The organism is Winogradskyella echinorum, from assembly GCF_014297365.1.
GTDB classification, from domain to species: Bacteria; Bacteroidota; Bacteroidia; order Flavobacteriales; family Flavobacteriaceae; genus Winogradskyella; species Winogradskyella echinorum.
Window position 1 is genome coordinate 967,918 of the sequence record NZ_JACOQD010000002.1, and the last position, 19,121, is coordinate 987,038.

General features: G+C 31.8%; 14 protein-coding genes. 5 read left to right on the forward strand and 9 right to left on the reverse strand.

Annotated features, from left to right (window positions below):
- Positions 1–355: 355 nt before the first annotated feature.
- Positions 356–2,830 carry an outer membrane beta-barrel family protein gene (locus H8K90_RS11580; RefSeq protein ID WP_186846117.1) on the reverse strand — a complete coding sequence of 825 codons (2,475 nt, stop codon included), beginning with the start codon at positions 2,828–2,830 and terminating at the stop codon, positions 356–358.
- Positions 2,831–2,967: 137 nt separating this feature from the next.
- On the opposite strand from H8K90_RS11580, the gene H8K90_RS11585 reads away from it, so the two are divergent.
- Complete coding sequence (locus H8K90_RS11585) at positions 2,968–3,330, forward strand: CoA-binding protein (protein WP_186846118.1); 363 nt, start codon at positions 2,968–2,970, stop codon at positions 3,328–3,330.
- Positions 3,331–3,334: 4 nt separating this feature from the next.
- On the opposite strand, the gene H8K90_RS11590 is transcribed toward H8K90_RS11585, so the two are convergent.
- The 3 genes from H8K90_RS11590 to H8K90_RS11600 form a co-directional block, all read right to left on the reverse strand.
- Positions 3,335–4,666 (reverse strand): vanadium-dependent haloperoxidase, encoded by a 1,332-nt coding sequence (locus tag H8K90_RS11590; protein ID WP_186846198.1) that lies wholly within the window; start codon positions 4,664–4,666, stop codon positions 3,335–3,337.
- 3 nt (positions 4,667–4,669) lie between these two features.
- Positions 4,670–7,918, reverse strand: a complete 3,249-nt coding sequence (locus H8K90_RS11595) for a VCBS repeat-containing protein (protein ID WP_186846119.1) — start codon at positions 7,916–7,918, stop codon at positions 4,670–4,672.
- Between the two features lie 145 nt (positions 7,919–8,063).
- Positions 8,064–9,512, reverse strand: a complete 1,449-nt coding sequence (locus H8K90_RS11600; RefSeq protein ID WP_186846120.1) for a sodium:solute symporter — start codon at positions 9,510–9,512, stop codon at positions 8,064–8,066.
- A gap of 76 nt (positions 9,513–9,588) precedes the next feature.
- Between H8K90_RS11600 and H8K90_RS11605 the strand changes: the two genes are divergently transcribed.
- The 4 genes from H8K90_RS11605 to H8K90_RS11620 all read left to right on the forward strand — a co-directional run bounded on the left by H8K90_RS11605 (position 9,589) and on the right by H8K90_RS11620 (position 15,410).
- Positions 9,589–12,138 carry a T9SS type A sorting domain-containing protein gene (locus H8K90_RS11605; RefSeq protein ID WP_186846121.1) on the forward strand — a complete coding sequence of 850 codons (2,550 nt, stop codon included), beginning with the start codon at positions 9,589–9,591 and terminating at the stop codon, positions 12,136–12,138.
- 84 nt (positions 12,139–12,222) lie between these two features.
- Complete coding sequence (gene recR / locus H8K90_RS11610) at positions 12,223–12,840, forward strand: recombination mediator RecR (protein WP_186846122.1); 618 nt, start codon at positions 12,223–12,225, stop codon at positions 12,838–12,840.
- A 3-nt stretch (positions 12,841–12,843) separates the two neighbouring features.
- Positions 12,844–13,944: a glycosyltransferase family 2 protein gene (locus H8K90_RS11615; protein ID WP_186846123.1), complete on the forward strand. Its 1,101-nt coding sequence runs from the start codon at positions 12,844–12,846 to the stop codon at positions 13,942–13,944.
- Between the two features lie 92 nt (positions 13,945–14,036).
- Entirely contained in the window at positions 14,037–15,410 is a 1,374-nt protein-coding gene (locus H8K90_RS11620) for a dihydrolipoamide acetyltransferase family protein (protein ID WP_186846124.1), read from the forward strand.
- A 218-nt stretch (positions 15,411–15,628) separates the two neighbouring features.
- Here H8K90_RS11620 and H8K90_RS11625 read toward each other — a convergent pair whose 3' ends face one another.
- From H8K90_RS11625 to H8K90_RS11645, 5 genes are all read right to left on the reverse strand, one after another.
- Complete coding sequence (locus H8K90_RS11625) at positions 15,629–16,363, reverse strand: tetratricopeptide repeat protein (RefSeq protein WP_186846125.1); 735 nt, start codon at positions 16,361–16,363, stop codon at positions 15,629–15,631.
- 164 nt (positions 16,364–16,527) lie between these two features.
- Positions 16,528–17,145: a hypothetical protein gene (locus H8K90_RS11630; RefSeq protein ID WP_186846126.1), complete on the reverse strand. Its 618-nt coding sequence runs from the start codon at positions 17,143–17,145 to the stop codon at positions 16,528–16,530.
- Between the two features lie 113 nt (positions 17,146–17,258).
- Positions 17,259–17,852, reverse strand: a complete 594-nt coding sequence (locus H8K90_RS11635; RefSeq protein WP_186846127.1) for a hypothetical protein — start codon at positions 17,850–17,852, stop codon at positions 17,259–17,261.
- 134 nt (positions 17,853–17,986) lie between these two features.
- Positions 17,987–18,574, reverse strand: coding sequence for a hypothetical protein (locus H8K90_RS11640; protein ID WP_186846128.1), 588 nt, complete (start codon positions 18,572–18,574; stop codon positions 17,987–17,989).
- Positions 18,575–18,576: 2 nt separating this feature from the next.
- Positions 18,577–19,086 carry a hypothetical protein gene (locus H8K90_RS11645; protein WP_186846129.1) on the reverse strand — a complete coding sequence of 170 codons (510 nt, stop codon included), beginning with the start codon at positions 19,084–19,086 and terminating at the stop codon, positions 18,577–18,579.
- Positions 19,087–19,121: the final 35 nt, after the last annotated feature.

The window sequence follows — 19,121 nt, forward strand, 5'->3', positions numbered from 1 at the left end:
TAAACTCTTTAGTAACATTTGTTAATTAAAAAAAAGCCCAAACAATAAAATCGTTTGGGCTTTCTCAACTATTAACCTACTTAACTAATACTATTATAAAAATTCATTTATAATTACTATTACTTAAAACTTATCTCATTACTATAGACGTAAAAACTTCCTTTTTATTTCAAAGCTTTACATATTTAACGTGTATTTAACAAAAACCCGAAACTAACGTCTCGGGTTTTCTTATTTAATAGCTAAACATTAACACTAACCATCAACTATTTATGTAGGCTATTAAATGTACTTTTACTCTGTATGCTAAAGACCGTCCAAAAATGGTTTTGTGACACTTTAGCTTAATTTATTTCTACATAAATCCTCCTCCTTGTTTTTCGTCATCATCACGTTGCTTACGCGATTTTGCTCTGTATTTTCCTCCACCAAATCGGTATGATAAACCTGCAAAAATGGTTTTAAATTCTGGTTGAAAATTCACTGTTTGTCTAAAAGGTCTTTCACTTACAATAGATATTTCTTGTGTATCAAATACGTTATTAAAGTTTAAGCTAAACGTAGCTCTGTTGTCTTCTAAGAAGCTATAACGCATTCCTAAGTTTACAAAATACATTGGGTCCATTTCAAAATTTAATCCTGTATCTGGTCCTCTATACATTGCAAAAGCAGATAAGGATAAACTCTTTGTTACTCTAAAGTTATTGAATACTCTAAAATTGTATATCACATTATTAACCTCAACATTACTTACTTCAATATCACCTTCTGTAGGATTAACTATTGTTGGGTCTAACGACTCAGCAAAACCAGTCTGTCTTCGAGAATATAAATCGAAACTAGCATTTAAACTCCACCATTTTGTTGGTCTGTAATTACTAGATAATTCTATACCATAAGCCGAGGTATTATCAAAATTATCGTTAGTTAAAATCACACGACCAGATCCTAAGTCTGAACGATCCACAAATACACCTTGGTTAATTTCGTCTTCAATTAATCTATAGAATACTCCACCAGTAATACTCCCTTTTTCTAGGTTTCTTGTATAGTTTACCTCAAGTGAGTTTGTAAATTGTGGTTCTAATTTTGGGTTACCAAATTGAGAAATTAACGGTGTATTAAACTCTGGTATAGGATTTACTTGTCCAACTCCTGGTCTATCTACTCGTCTACTATAACTAAATTGGTATGAGTTTTTTTCTGAAGGATTATAAGTTACAAACGCAGATGGATACACTTGAAAATAATCATTTTCAAATGGAAAATCTGTAGTTGTATTGTCTGTTAAATCTGTATCTATAGCTAAGGCATCAACTTGTACAGACTCTGCTCTTAATCCCACTTTATAAGACCATTTTTCTAATTGCTTACCGTATGTAGCATATGCAGAATAAATGTTTCTCTCGTAATCAAAAAGTGTTTGCGTTGGTATGTAATCACCAAATTCGTTTCTCACTCTTGCATCAGAATTATAGTCAATATTATTATCAAACAAACGTGCCTGTAATCCTACTTCTAGTTTTGCGGTTTCCGATAATGGATTGGTATAATCTAAGTTTATTGTTGTTCTGTTACGCTCTGTATTTGTTAATTCATCAAAACTTGGACGCGATCCAGAACCTGTAAAACGGTTTAAAGTTTCTAAGTCGTTATCAAAAATATTATGATCTACTTCTAATTCAATATTATGGCCTTCGTCATCAAAATTAAATTTATAGTTAGCATTATATTGTTGACTATTGTTTTCGTTTACATTATCAAATGTTTGACTTAAATCATTAGACGGATCATTTTCAAAGAAAGTTTCGGTTCTCCCTAAAGTACCACCATCAAACACATTTTGATTTGTAAAAAACGAAAGCGTATGCTTATCATTGATGTAATAATCAACTCCTATTTTAAATAAATGCGAATTACGCTCATCTAAAAAATTGAATGTTTGAGATACATCAGACTCTGTTTGGGTTAACAAACCTGTATTTCTATTATTAGAAATATTATTACCATAACTTCCGTAAAAGTTAAGTTTTCCATTTCTATAGTTCATATCAATAGAACTATTAAACTTAGGTTCTAGTTGGTAACCAAGTCCAAAATTTAAATTTCCATTAAAGCCAATATTAACGTTTTTATGAAGTATAATATTAATAATACCACTCATTCCTTCAGGATTATATTTTGCTGAAGGATTGGTAATTAATTCAATACTCTTTATAGATGTTGAAGGAATTTGTTTTAGTAATTGTGCTGCAGGAATATTTGATAATTTTCCATCAACCATTACTTGTACATTCTGGTTTCCTCTTAATGCAATGGCGCCAGTTTGTTGATCTACATTAACAGATGGAATGTTATTCATTATATCTGAGGCTGTTGGCCCAGAAGTCGTTAAATCCTTACCAACATTAATAACTTTTCGGTCTATTTTTTGTTGAATAGTCGAAGTCTCTGCCACAATAGTAACTTCATCTAAAGACTCGGCACTCTCCTTGAGCATAATATCACCCACATTTATTTTGTAGCTGTTTTTTCCAATATTCACCTGTTTTAAAATAGTTTTGTAGCCGATAAATTTAATTTCAACTTTTACATCACCTTCTGGGATTTTATCAATATTAAAAGTACCATCATCGTTGGTAATACTACCTGTAATGATTTTGTCTACCATATCCTTAATAATAACATTAACATAAGGTAAAGGCTCATTGAGCTCTGCATCCATAACGCGTCCTGAAATAGAACCGTTTTTTATATCTGAATTGGAATTGGGTTGTGCGCTTAAAATGGCTGATGAGACCATGATAAGCATTAAAAAGAAATGCTTCATTTTTTGATTGATTTTACACCAGTATTATTACACTAGTGCTTTGATTTTTGATTGATTTTGATAGTTTCTTATTGTGTAGACGACTACTTTTGTATTATGTTACCGTATTTAACATTACTTAACATCTTTTTAACATTATGAGTAAAAAAACATTAGTCTTAGGAGCTTCTTTAAAACCAGAACGCTACTCAAACATTGCTATTAATAGATTATTAAATTACAATCATGAGGTAAAAGCTTTTGGATTAAGAGCAGGAAAGATTAATAATGTAACTATAGATACAGAATTATTACCGTATGATGACATTGACACAGTAACATTATACTTAAATCCATTACGACAAAAAGCGTATTACGATTATATTATAGGTTTACAGCCTAAGCGTGTTATATTTAATCCAGGAACAGAGAATCCCGAATTTTATCATCTTTTACAACAAAATAATATTGGGTTTGAAGAAGCCTGTACCTTAGTACTCTTAGGAACTGGGCAGTACTAAAATCTTATTTTAAAAAAGAGATTTTAGCATTTACTAATGTCCCTAATGCAATACCTTGATCTAGGCCAACCTCAATTGCTGCTCTATAATGGATACCTCCATAAAGACGACTTAGCGCAGCCTCTTTAGCAGCTAACCTAAATGATTTAAAGCTTCGCATAGGTAAGCCAAATGGAAGTTCTGTAGTATCATCAAATGCAAAATTATCACCAAAAATTTCGGTTAACACTTCGGACGAAGCGCCTGAAACCACAGAGTGACCACTCGTATATTCTGGAAATGGTGGAGTTTGCAGAATTGGCGCCCATTCTAAATCTATATACTTATTAATTAGAGTTTCGGGTCTAATTAAATTACTTCTATATTTTTCGTCCCAACAGCTTATAAAAGCATCCGCAACAGCTAATGAGGTTTTGGTATAAGCATAGACTGTTTTTTCAAAATCTGAATTAGTTTGTTTACAAGCAATTTTACAAATACCTATCCAATGCGCTCCTGGTGTAATTTTTTTCTTAGCAAACATAAAGTGTCCTTTGTTTACCGAAACAAAGGGATTACAATCCCAAAAACGAGCCATAGCAATTTCTTCACTATCATCTCCTTTGGCTCTAATAGCATTATTGATATTAAAGACTTCCATTAACTCATTATGAAACGCTGTACCCTTTTCTAAAGAAAATTTTGGATGTGTTATTGGCTTAAATTGAGCGGCAGAATCTAACACAAAAGGTCTTAACTTATTCCAGCTTGGTTCTATACCTTTCATATAAGCTGGTGGAGTTGGTTCCCAACGCGATGGATCATCGGTATAAATGTTATAATCTGGCATAGTGCGTGTTTCCGCATAATTATCTGCGTTCATCCATGCGATAATTTGCTCAGATATCTCTAAACCAAAGTCTTTAGCCTTATTGAAATCTTCGTGGTTTAGCGTTTTCCAATTACTATATAAACTATCTCTGTATGCTGTAATACGCTCTTTAGAAAACACTAATTCTTTGGCTACATCAATGTAAGCTATTAAAGATGCCAATTTTAGATTAGTAGAAGCATCTGCTTTTTCAGATTTTAATTTTGTTAGTCCATTGAGTTGATTTCCCAAAGACTTATAGCTCGCATTATTTTGGTTTAATGTTTCGTATGCCGCAATATTAGGATACGCATAAATTCTACTTGCAACTGGAGGTGAAAAGATATCGTGTATCATTACTTCAGTTAATTTATCTACTGAATTATGATAATCCTCTGTGGTGATATTGATAGGCAATTCTTCCTTTTTACACGAAAAACAGATTAAGAAAATAATTACCGATAGTATTGAAGAGGTGTGCTTCATCATTTAATTCTGAAAAGAATAAAGTTTTAATTCATCATTATTAGATAGTATTATAACCAAATTCTTATCCTTCATTTTTAAGGTTTCAATTTGTTTTATTTGCTGGTTGAAAGGGTCTATACCTAAGTTTGAAACAGGCTGATAATTTGACGTGTCTTTTACCAAAAGCCCTTTTAGAGCAGAATACGAGCCATGATAGGTATTGACTTTATAAGAATTACCACCAACCATTAATTGAGCTTCATCATTAACTTCTAACTCAGAAAATGTAGTGATTGGAGCCAACTGAAATGCATCTTCAAATTTAACAAACTCACTAAAACTGCCATTATCATTTCTTAAATAGCCTGAAGCCAGTGTGTGAACTTCAAATTTTTGAGCTTTAGCAATTGACCCTTTAGTAATAGCTTCTTCTATAGTTTTACCAGCAAAGCTTTTATGATCTACATAAATTTTACTAATCACATTCATTTGTGCAGCAAGCTCATCTTTAGAATTTAAGGGATAATACTTTCCGTTTTTATTATAGGCGATTAGTGTTTCATTTTTACCATTTTCATCAAAATCAGAATAGTACATTACTAATGGCCCATCAAAATTGAGGTTAAATTTGGTGTTCAGTCCCCAATTACCAAGTAAAATGTCTTGGTCGCCATCATTGTCAATATCAAAAGTTGAAACAGTTTGCCATAGACCATTTAAATTGTCTGGCAAATCCATTACTTCTAAAACTCCTTTTTTATTGATGTAAATTTTTGGTTCGTCCCATTCTGTAGACACTATTAAATCTTTAACGTTGTCTCCATTTACGTCTTCCCATTTGGCTGACGTTACTTTAGAAAATAGTTCAAAATTAGTATCTATTGAAAAATTACCTTTTCCATCATTTACTAAGATGTTTGATTTTACAGTTTTACCAAAATCTTTGGCATCTGCAAGATTACCAACAAATAAATCTATATCCCCATCCTTATCATAATCATAGGCCTCTACTGTCGTTGTAACCAACCAGTTTATAGGAATACGTAGCTTAGACCGAACAAATTTTCCATTTTCGTTTATGTACAAACGATCTTCCTGAAATTTATCAATCTTACGTTCATTAATGCCTGATGCTATATATAGATCTAAATCGCCATCATTATCTGCGTCAAAAAATTCGGCATCGTTATCTTCAAAAGTTGCGTCATTGGTAATTTCTGTAATATTCATTTCAGAAAAACCACTTCCACTATTTAAAAACAAATGCGCAGGTTGACCGGACGAGTTTCCTATAAAAACATCTTCAAATCCATTACCATCAATGTCTGCTTTTGCAAGAGCTGGACCAAACGTTGAAATTTTATATGGTATTAATTTTTCTTCACTAAAATCGTTGTAATTATCTTCTTTGTGCGTAAAATCAATAAAATTTTCTTTTTTGAAAGTTGACTTAGAATCTATTTTACTATAATTATAAACACTGTTTCCTTCGGAATAGCTAACCTTTAAATTCTGATTAATTGTAGGATTTTTAATCGTTTGAAACTCATTATTTGGCCAAATAATTTGAATAGAATCTATAGTTACCGCATCGTCTAATCCAAAATGTAGTTTACTATCTAAAGATGATAAAAACCCTCTAGACTTAAACAATTGTTTAAGTTGACGCTTGTCGTTATTATAAACAATGGCTTTAAGTCCAATACCTTCTTTATTGGCACCTTTATACTCAAAGTCTAAAGAAATATAATTTTTTGTACTATTGGTAGTATTTTCATATAGTCCGGCAGTTTCACCAAAATTATTGGTTACCAAATCTAAATCTCCATCTAAGTCTAAATCTATATAGATGGCTCCATTAGAAAGGTTGGGTTTATTTTCTATCCAATCACCAGTTTTATTTTTAAATTTTATAGAATTGCCTTCAAACATTTCGTTAGAGACTTTTCCGCTATTCATTTCGTTAATAGAATTAAACAACCATTCTAAACCATCCTTTTCTGTACGCCCTTTAAAAGCACTAGACACATATTTTTTAAAATCTAAACCGTTTGGACGTCTTAAAATACCGTTAGATATAAATAAATCTTGATGCCCATCATTATTAAAATCTGCAAACAGTGGTGCCCAACTCCAATCGGTATCTGCCACTTGATTGAACAATGCTGTCTCTTGAAAAGAATTCCCAGAATTATTGATCTGAAGCATGTTGCGCGAATATTGATCTTTATAGCCCAATTTTTTTAGGTGAACTTGCATATTAAACATTGCATCATCACCTTCCGTTTCTTTAAGTATGCGCTCACTTTTTGGTAACATATCTAAAGTCATTAAATCTTGGTAACCATCGCCATTAATATCAGCCGCATCACTTCCCATTGAGAACCTACTTATAGTTGTAAAAGCATCAGCCAAACTTTCTGTAAAGGTTCCATCTTGATTATTGATATAATAATAATCGTCTTCATGAAAATCATTACACACATATATGTCATCCCAACCATCATTATTAAAATCCGCTACAGAAGCACTTAATCCATAACCATTAACACCACCAAAAATGTTGGCCGCGTCACTAACATCAGAGAATTTTCCGTTATTATTATTCAGTAAAACGTCTCCAACTAATTCTGCACGTTTATGTCGTAATTCAGCTTTTCCATGAGATAGTGTTGTATGTACAGCGTGATTAACAATATAAACATCTAAATCATCGTCTTTATCATAATCGAAAAAATAGGCTTGTGTAGAATACCCCTTAAAATCTAAACCATAATCTTTAGCCTTTTCTGTAAATGTACCATCACCATTGTTTATAAAGAGTTCGTTATGACCTTTAAAATCTAATAGTCCCGAAACTGCACAAACATATATATCTAGTAAGCCATCATTGTTAATATCTACCATAGTTGCACCTGTATTCCAACTAGCACTACCAGAAATATTAGCATTTTTAGAAACGTCTTCAAATTTTAAATTGCCTTTATTAATGTATAATTTATTGTCGCCAGTGTTTGATACAAAATATAAATCTGAAAGTCCATCATTGTTAATATCACCTGCAGCAACACCACCTCCATTATAATAATAGATATAGTTAATAATACTGTGTTGTGCGTCTTCTGGTACTATATTAGAAAAATCGATACCAGTATCTTTTTCCGATAACTGATTAAGAAGATAATTTTGTTTAGCTATTGTTTCGTCAACATCATTAGAACAGGCTAACAATATAGATATTGCAACCAGAGTGAGGGTTATTTTTTTCATTAATAGCGATGGTTAGTCAACTTAACAAAAGTAATAATTTTTTAACAAACATTTAACAATCACACTTAAAACCAACTGATTTTTGTAAAAAATCGAAGTTCAATACCCCAAGAAATTAACTCACAAGAAGTTAATTATTAATGGTTTATGATTTTTTATTTTTTATTAGTAATAATCCTAAAAATGTTAAAAGACCATTAATAATTAAAATTTCAAAACCAATTTCATAGCCATTAAATAACTCTTTAGAATATAAATTAAGAATATATGAAAGTAATGGCGCTATTACAGCTATTATCCAAACATACTTATCTTTAACTTGTGATTTTGTTAATAATCCAAAAGCAAATAAACCAAGTAAAGGTCCATAAGTATATCCTGCTGCTTTAAAGAGTTCCCAAATAACAGACACATCTTTAAAAATTAAATCGAACAGTAAAATCACAACAATCAATACAACACTAAATGCAATGTGTATTTGTTTTCTAATCCGTTTTCTTTCATTTTCAGGCTTATGTTCAATTTCAATAATGTCTATACAAAATGAGGTTGTTAATGATGTTAAGGCCGAATCTGCACTAGAATATGCAGCGGCTATTAACCCGAGTAAAAAGAATGCAGATGTAACGACTCCTATTTCTGGTAACATCGCAATTGTAGCAAATAAATCATCTTTTGTTGCACTTATGTTATGAATTTCGGCATACTGAGTTAACATTAAACCAAGAAGTAGAAATAGAATATTTACAAAAATTAATACAATACTAAAAGACACCATATTCTTTTGAGCATCTTTTAAATTACGACATGTTAGATTTTTCTGCATCATATCTTGATCTAAACCTGTCATAGTTATTGTGATAAAAATGCCAGAGAGGAAGCTTTTCCAAAAATACTGTGCATCATTACCATCTTCAAAATAGAAAACCTTACTTAAGTTACTTTCCTTGGCATTACTAATAACATCACCAATACTATTCAAATCTAATGCTGAAGCTAAAAATATTATCGTAACAACAACAGAGACTAACATAAATAGTGTTTGAAGCGTATCCGTGAAAATTATCGTTTTTATACCTCCTCTAAACGTGTATAACCAAATGAGAGCAATGGTTATAATTACGGTAATTGCAAAAGGAATATCAAATAAATCAAAAACCAATAATTGTAGAACTTTAGCTACCAAAAACAATCTAAAGGACGCACCTACTGTCCTAGAAATAAGAAAAGCTATGGAACCCGTTTTATAACTTACATTACCGAACCTGTCTCTTAAATAGGTGTAAATTGATGTTAAATTTAATTTATAGTAAAGCGGTAATAACACATAAGCTATAATGAGATAACCAAAAAAGTAGCCAAAAACGACTTGTAAATAACCAAATTGTTTGGCCTCTACAGCACCAGGAACTGAGATAAATGTTACACCAGACAATGAAGCACCTATCATTCCAAAAGCAACTAAATACCATGGAGCAGACTTATTTGCTTTAAAAAAAGCGGCATTACTATCCTCCTTACCTGTGAAATATGAGATTAAAACAAGTAAACCAAAATAGCATGCTATAAGTATTAGTATGGATGTAGGAGTCATAATTAGATTACTTAATTAAGATAAAATTTTTAAAAACAGTATTTTTGAGAAAAATAGCTAAAAAAAAAGAAATATTATGAAAAAGGTTGCACTACTATTTGCACTTATTGGTTTTGTGCTGCAAATCTCGGCACAAGATTACAAAAAATTAATGGCTGAAGGCACTCATACTGTAGAACATGTTGTAAAAATTGCAGAGCAGCATTTCGATTCTGTAGGAAGAGGACGTGGCACTGGTTATAAACAATTTAGGCGTTGGCAATATTTTGCGGAGCGCTCAATGGACGAAACTGGTAAACTAAAATCCCCAGAGTATTACTATAACGAATTACAAGATTATAATTCGAAAAAAAATAATGAAGGCATAGCTGCTAAAACAGTAGTTGGCACATGGGAAGAAATGGGACCAACCTATTGGAATGCTACTTCTGGCTATAATCCTGGTGTTGGACGTGTTACCTCATTTGCTGTTGATAAAAACGACCAAAATCATATTATTGTTGGCAGTGAAACTGGCGGTGTTTGGAAAAGTTTAGATGGTGGATCTAGCTGGGCAGTTTTAACAGATAATTTAGCTAATACAGATGTATATTCTTTAGCCATAGACCCATCAAATAGTTCCACTTATTTTTGGGGATCTAGAAATGGTGCAATTTTTAAATCTGAAGATGCAGGCTCAACATGGAGTCTACATGGAAGTTTACCATCTGGTTGGGTTAATAAAATATTAATTCATCCAACCAATTCACTAAAAATGTACTGCAGCGCTCAAAGTGGTGGCCTTTTTAAATCAACTGATGGCGGTATTACTTGGAGCTCAATCTATTTTGTTAATGTGAGCACAGGCTATGATATTGAGTTTAAACCCGGAAATCCAAGTGTAATATACGCTTCAGGTAATGATTTTTATATGTCAACTAATGATGGAGTTAGTTTTTCTAAGGTAAGTGGTTCTACTCCTAATCAATTTTCTACGGGACCTAAAATGATTGGTGTTTCGCCAGATAATGCTAATACAGTATATGTAATTGAAGCTTCTGGAGGTGCTTTTAACGGTTTATACAAATCTACAGATAGTGGTGCTACTTTTATAAAGCTAAATCACACTAACAAAAATTACTTTGGTTACGCTTCTGACCCAGAAGATCCAGATGATGCTGGAGCTGGACAAGCACCAAGAGATATGGATATTGCCATAAACCCAAATGATGTTAATGATGTACATATCGCTGGAATAAACACTCGCCGATCTACAGATGGTGGTCTCACATTTAGTATGACCTCTCAGTGGACGCCAAATAGTGCAACATCGGAAAACATAGGTTATTGTCATGCAGACGTAGATATATTAGAATTTGTAGGCACAGGAGCTAACACTAAACTATATGTTGGGACTGATGGCGGTATTTACAAAGCTGAAAACCCAACCATTGTCAATACTAATTTCTATACAGATTTAACACCAGGTTTAGGAATTCGCCAGTTCTATAAAATTGGAGTAAGCCAAACTAACCCAGTAATAGTTACTGGAGGTTCACAAGATAATGGATCCTCAGTTCTTGGTGCAGATGGTAATTGGACTGATTGGTGGGGAGCAGATGGCATGGAAGGCTTTGTAGACAAAACAAATTCTCAAATAATGTATGGCACCTCACAATTTGGAGGTTTTATTAAAACATTCGATGGTGGTAATAGTGTGGCTGGTGTTAGCCAACCTGATGGAAAAGGCTATGATAATTTTTGGAATTGGATTGTACCTTTTGAGGAAGATCCTATAGTACAAGATGTAATTTATTGTGCTTTTGATGAAGTTTATAAATCTTTAAATGGTGGAAATAGTTGGACATCAATATCTCAAAATTTTGGTACTAATATAGATCACCTAAAAATAGCGCCAACCAATAGCAATACTATGTATTTAGCTATTAACGGAAACTTTTGGTACACTATTGACGGAGGAACTCTTTGGCAGCAATCAAGTCTAAATCTTGGTATTAATAGAATAATTAATTCTATTGCTGTACACCCTACTGATCCTAATAAAGTAGCAATAGCAACAACAGATAACCAAAGTGTTTATATAAGTACTGATAATGGAGCATCATTTACATCTGTATTATGGGATTTACCCGGATTTACAGCGCAAGCAGTTGCCTGGCAGAATAATGGTAAAGATGGCTTATATGTTGGTATGAATTACGGTGTGTATTATACCGATAATGATTTGGGTAATACTTGGACAGCCTTTAACAATGGATTACCAAATACACGTATTAACGAACTAGAAATTAACTCGACAGATAATAAAATTTACGCTGCAACTTATGGTAGAGGACTTTGGAGATCTAGTCTTTATGACGAAACTTTAAATGTTACTAATTTTGAATTTGATGATCTATCTATATACCCAAATCCTGCAAATAACGAAGTAAATTTAAAATGGAATAATTCTGAAGATGTAAGTATTAGAATTTATAACACATTAGGTAAGTTAGTATTTTATGGAAAAAAAGTTAACCTATCTAACGCGTTAAAAATTGATGTTTCATCTTATACATCTGGAATGTATTTTGTAAAATTGAATAGCACAAAAGGAGAAATCACTAAAAAGCTAATTCTAAAATAATATTCAATTAAATACTTTAAAGTCCGATTGTAAATCAATTATAATCGGGCTTTTTTATGTCTAAAAATCAGTACCTTCGTACTTATGGAATTTTCATCAAAACTCTTAGAAAATGCGGTCAACGAAATGTCTCAATTACCAGGTATAGGTAAACGCACAGCATTACGTTTAGTTTTGCATTTATTGAGACAGCCTGAGAATCAAACATTTCAATTAGCTGATGCTTTATCAAAAGTTAGAGCAGAAATTAATTTTTGCAAATCGTGTCATAATATAAGTGATAAACCACTTTGCGAAATTTGTGAGAATCCAAATCGTAATAATCAACTTATCTGTGTGGTTGAAGATATTAGAGATGTAATGGCTATTGAAAACACAAGTTCTTTTAAAGGTTTATATCATGTCTTAGGTGGTAAAATATCTCCTATGGATGGTATTGGCCCGCAAGATCTAAACATTACTACATTAGTAGAAAAAGTAAAAGCAGGACAAGTAAAGGAATTAATCTTTGCTATGAGTCCAACCATGGAAGGAGATACCACTAATTTCTATATCTTTAGACAAATTCAAGATTATAATGTAGCTACCTCAACAATTGCAAGAGGTGTAGCTGCTGGCAACGAATTAGAATATACAGACGAAATAACGTTAGGCCGAAGTATTATAGACCGTGTTCCTTTTGAAGCTTCTCTAAAATCGTAATATTTGAAATTATCTGTAATCATATTAAACTATAATGTGAGGTATTTTTTAGAGTTATGTCTAAAAAGTGTTGAAACTGCCATTGAGAATATTGATGCAGAAATTATAGTTATAGACAACAACTCTCCAGATGATAGTTGTAGCATGGTAAAATCGTTATTTCCATCCGTTAAACTCATAGAAAACCAAGAAAACCCAGGATTTTCAAAAGGAAATAATATAGGCGTTGCTCAAGCAAAAGGTGAGTATTTATGTATACTAAATCCAGACACTGTAGTAGCCGAAGACACATTTTTAAAACTTATAGAATTTGCAGACGATAAGGAAAAACTCGGTATTATTGGTTGTCAACTTATTGATGGTAAAGGCAAATATCTTCCAGAAAGTAAACGAAACATTCCTACTCCTAAAGTTTCATTAAAGAAAATATTAGGCAAAGACAAAGATTATTACGCTAATTATTTAAAGATTAACACAACAGGTAGAGTAGATATATTAGTTGGTGCATTTATGTTCTTAAAAAAAACTGTCTATGATGCTGTTAATGGTTTTGATGAAGATTACTTTATGTATGGTGAAGATGTTGATTTATCTTATAAAGTTTTAAAAGCGGGTTACGACAATTACTATTTTGGAGAAACTACCGTTATTCATTTTAAAGGTGAAAGCACACTTAAAGATGCCAAATATGCTAAGCGTTTTTACGGAGCCATGCAGATTTTTTATAAAAAGCATTTTAAGGCTAATCTAGTATTTAATGCAATTGTGTGGTTAGGCATAAAACTAGCTTATGTTTTTAGACGACCTCCAACCGTTTTAAAAACGGAATCTAAATCGACCATTATTTATGGCAATAAAATAGATTCATCTTTAAAAAATCAATTACAACAACCTATAAAACACAATAACATAATTAATAGAGAAGTTCCAGATCATAGCATGATTATCTATGATCTCAATACGCTTAAAACAAAGGCAGTTATTGAGGATATGAAACAAAAGGCTAAACAAGAACATATAGTCTTTAGATTTTTACCGAAAAACAGTAAATTTATCCTCGGAAGTGACAGTGCTGTTACAAGAGGTGAAATCACACACTTTTAAAATCGTTATAAGTTGAATTAAAATCAATGAAATATCGGTTTTTTTATTAATTTTGCATTCAAATTGCAAATAAAGACCTTCAAATTATAAATATGGCAAAGTTTGAACTTAAGTTACCTAAAATGGGAGAGAGTGTTGCTGAAGCAACCATAACCTCATGGCTTAAAGACATCGGAGATACAATTGAAGCTGATGAAGCCGTTTTAGAAATAGCTACAGATAAAGTAGATAGTGAAGTACCAAGTGAAGTTGACGGTGTTTTAGTTGAAAAACTATTCAATGTTGATGATGTTGTACAAGTCGGACAAACCATTGCTGTAATAGAAACAGAAGGTGGAGATACTGTAGAAGTAAAAGCTCCGGCTGCAGAACCTGTAGCTGAACCAGAAGCACCTAAAGCAGTTGCTGAAGTTAGCCAAACTGTTGTCGCTGCTAAAGCAAATGTTGTGCCTATTGTATCTTCAGGTGAACGTTTTTATTCTCCTTTGGTTAAAAATATAGCCAAACAAGAAGGTATTTCTCAAAGTGAACTCGATACCATTCCTGGATCCGGAAAAGACAATCGTGTAACTAAAAACGATATTAAAGCTTACCTTGAGTCTCGTGGCTCTGCTCCTGCTCCAGTTGCTGCTCCTAAAGCTGAACCAGTAGTAAAACAAAAAGTGGAAACGCCAGTGGCTACTACCAAAACTCCAGAGAAACCAGCGGAAGAAAAATCGACAGAAAAGCCAGTTGAAAAACCAGTATTAGCCTCTGGAGATGATGAAATTATAGAAATGAGTCGTATGGGTAAACTCATTTCAAAATATATGGTAGAATCTGTACAAACCTCTGCACATGTGCAGTCTTTTATTGAAGCAGATGTCACTAATATTTGGAACTGGAGAAAGAAAGTTAAGAAAGACTTTATGGAACGTGAAGGAGAAAATTTAACCTTTACTCCAATTTTTATGGAAGCTGTAACCAAAGCTTTAAAAGAATTCCCAATGATGAACATTTCGGTTCAAGGAGATTCTATTATTAAAAAGAAAGCCATTAATGTTGGTATGGCGGCAGCATTACCAGATGGTAACTTAATTGTACCTGTAATTAAAAATGCAGATCAGCTTAATTTATTTGGTATGGCAAAACGTGTTAACGATTTAGCCAATAGAGCACGCTCAGGCCAGTTAAGTCCAGATGACATACAAGGCGGAACGTACACAGTTACTAATGTAGGTACATTTGGTAGCATTATGGGAACACCAATTATCAATCAACCTCAAGTTGGTATTTTAGCGCTTGGAGCTATTAGAAAAATACCAGCAGTTATCGAAGGACCAGAAGGAGATTATATTGGTATCCGTTACAAAATGTTCTTATCACATTCTTATGATCATAGAGTGGTCAATGGAGCACTTGGTGGACAATTTGTTAAATATGTGAAAGATTATTTAGAGGCTTGGGATTCTAATCGCGAAATCTAAAAAAAGTTCCTTTAAAAAAGGTTTTAGAATAAATTTAAAAAGCACAGTTACTTAAGTACTGTGCTTTTTTTATATAATGATAATATGGATTTCTACATATTTAGTTGTGCGTTGACCTTTAAAATTATCAATCAAATCGCAAATAGAAAATTACAGCGGAATTTACGTAAGGAGACAGTGAATTAGTAAAGTTTCACACATACTTTTTTAACCGTTTTTTAATTCTTTGTAGGAAACATAATGTTCAATTCCTTAAGTGAGCAAGGTTTATTTCCTACATTTTTACCAACAGCAAAATTCTCAAATTTCAATTCTTTATTTTCAATTAGTTTCTGCAAATAATCTGTTTCAAAACCTAACTGTTGCAATTTGTTTTTCCCAGCTTTAACATTATCTATTTTACCTAAAAAATAGTTAGAATATATCTGCACTCTTATAAGTCTTTCTTTTTCGTATATGCTTGGACTTTCAGGTAAAATTGATGCAGAGAATTCAATTGCTTTCTCAAAATCTCCATTAAATAATAATGTTGAAGCAATATCTGCTTTTAATACAAACGAATCTGGATAGTTCTCTAGAATTTTTTTATCTACATTTAAAGCTCCTTCAAAGTCTCCCATAAACATAAGACCTTGAGATTTTAAATAGAGCGCTTTGTAATTTAGCGAATCTCTTATTAAGCATTGTTCGAGAAGATTCATTATTTCAAAAAGATTTGGATTAGAAATAGTTTTTGAATGTGCCAAACGAAAATATAATTCTGCATTATTTGGATTTTCATCGATTAAAGTATTGAGCAGCTTATTTGCGTTTTGAAAGTCGTTTAATTCTTGATAATTGGTCACTTCTTGAAGTTGAGAATATATATCAACACTTTGATATTCATTTCTATTACTCCCTTTACAAGAGAAAAGTAAAAAAGTCAGGAGTATAAATATAATTGGTCTTATCATTCGTTTTCTCTAAACGTTTATAATGTGTTTGGGGATGATTTGTTACATGGTTAATCACCTAAATAAGCAACTAAATCATAGCTATAAAATCTATTTAAAATTGCGAATATGGTCTAAAACTAGTAATAACTTGCATACAGTATTGTACATATTGTTTCTTTTCTTTAAGGACTTATCCATAAATAAATATCTTTTAATATTTCCCATTCTCCATCAACCTTTTTAAACACAATTACGTGTTCACTTTTACAAAGACCAATTTTTCCACAATCAACCCAATAATAGAGTGAAGCATAATTTCCAGAATATTTTATTTTCGACAACCCGATTGCAAGACTATGTTTAAATTTCCGATTTATTTTTCTCCATCGTTTAGTATAAGAACTTGTTGAATTATCTATAAGTTCGTTAAACAACTTATTTGGTAAAGAATGGACCTCTAATGATTTTATATCTAACGAATCTGTATTTATTTTAGGATGATTGGTAAATGTAGAATCTAAATCTGGTAATGATTCAATAAAATCTTTATTCTTTACACCTTTCATATTCTTCAACATTAGGTGGTCCTCCTTAAATTCAAAGTCTAAATTTTCCATTAAAACCACTGTTTCAAATGGCTTCATTCGACTATCCACAAAATTGGCAAATTCTATATCAGAATCGAAACTTGAAATTCCAAATTCAATAGTCTTTGAGAATATGATATAATTATCTTTTGTGCTTTGTCCAAAGATGGCAAAACAACTAAAATAGATAATATGTATAATAATTGTTCGCATTATATATAGCGATTTGTTATAAGAATTTTCAACTATTTGTTTGTTAACAATTTACGAAAGACATTCAGATATAGCAAATACGCAACTACCTTTATTTAAGAACAAAATAGCAATTATTTTTTTGCGGTATTCTGCGCAGTATTTATTTCCGTTAATATTTTCCCTTCTCCATTCAGTCTATATTTATAACCTTCCCAATCTATTAATTCAATTCTATTTTCAACAATTTTAAATTCTGTTTTTCCGTCTGGATTTACAAAAATATCACTCGTACTAAAATTCCATTTAGTATTTCCATTTTTATCAATTCGGCTAACTTGAATTTCACCGTGAACGATAAAATCTTCGTCAAATTCATAAATTCCGAAACAAGTTGCAACGTCATATTGCTTTCGCCAATTAGCTGATAAATCTGCTAAATTCAGAGAATATATTTGGTCAGAACAACATATATAAATTCGGTCATTTTTAATTAAAAACGAATTTTCAGAAATTTCAGTTGTTCCGCCAGATTCCAATAATAACACACTACACTTTTCAAAATCGTTTTCTGTTATTCGAATTCCGTATTTTGAGGAAGGTTGATATTCCAATTCAATTCCTAAATCGGCTGGATATTGTTTCTTAAATCTCCGACCAAATTCCGCTGAATCCATATCAGATTCATTTGTTATTTCAATTACGGAATTTTGATAGTTTACTTTCATTTTATGGGTTAGGTCAAATTGTGTAAACGGTCTAGTGTATGATTTCCTTACGTGATTAAGAACTAAAGTTAGCAAATAAATCACAGATAGAATATTCCGCAGGAATGTTCATAAGTCGGCAGTGACCCAAGCAATTAATTATACACGGTGTTGCCCACAGTTATTTTTATTCGTTCAATATTTTTATTTGTTTCATCACCCTGGTTAAATTCAAGTCGGTCAATTGTAATTCCACATTTGTTTTTTGCAATTTCCGCATCAACAATTCGTTCCAAATAATCAATTTCGTTCACACTTACTCCGTAATAATCAAATATAAGAATATCATATTTTTCAAAATCGCATTTTATAGCTAATGCTTTATTTTTTCCGATTGTCAGATTATTCACTTTCTTTTTAGAACACAATTCTAAATATTCAGCTATAATTTTCGCTTTAGTTCCGTCAACATTTAGTTTTTCCGTTATATAATTCTCAACAGTAAATGATTTTATGATTTTCCTAAATCCACTTTCTGAATACTCTTTTGACAATTTTATTTTTGGAATTTTTTTCTCAAAGTGAATCATTAATTCGTTTCGGAAACTCTGAACCAAACTATTTCCTTTAGAATCAAAATTCGGCACGCATAACCTAATGAGTTTTCCAGATTCCACATCAAATTCAGGGATTGAAATTCCCTTAAATTCAAATTTTGGACTATGAAAAATGGTGTTGCCCACAGTTATTTTTTTGATTCAATATTTGCTTCTAAATAAATCTTATTGTCAACATTGAACTTAACAATTCCAATTAGTTCTAAATCTGATAGTTCATGACAACAAATACCAAACGCATCTTTCTCAGAATAAAGTTCAGAGTAGGTCTTTTTCAATTCAAGCACGATGTCTCTTTTCCTAAAACCATTTTCATTTTTTATTATGTAGCCAATCCTTTTTTTAATCGGAAAGTCAATTATAAGAATGGCATTGGTGCTATCAGTAACTATATTATCGACATTATATAATTTATCTAATTCCGGATTTGATATATTAATTCCACCTACACCTCCTTTTTCGCGAATATATCTTTTTCCATTATCTCCTTCGATTTGAAATGGAATTGCTGATACTATCATTCCACCATACATAACATCAGATTTAACTATCTCGAAACTTTTTTCAGATATTGTCTTTTTTTTACAACTAGAAATGGTTATTAAAACAAGAATTAGAAGAAAGTATGTGTTTTTCATAATTGTGGGCAACATATAATAAAAGCACCTATTTT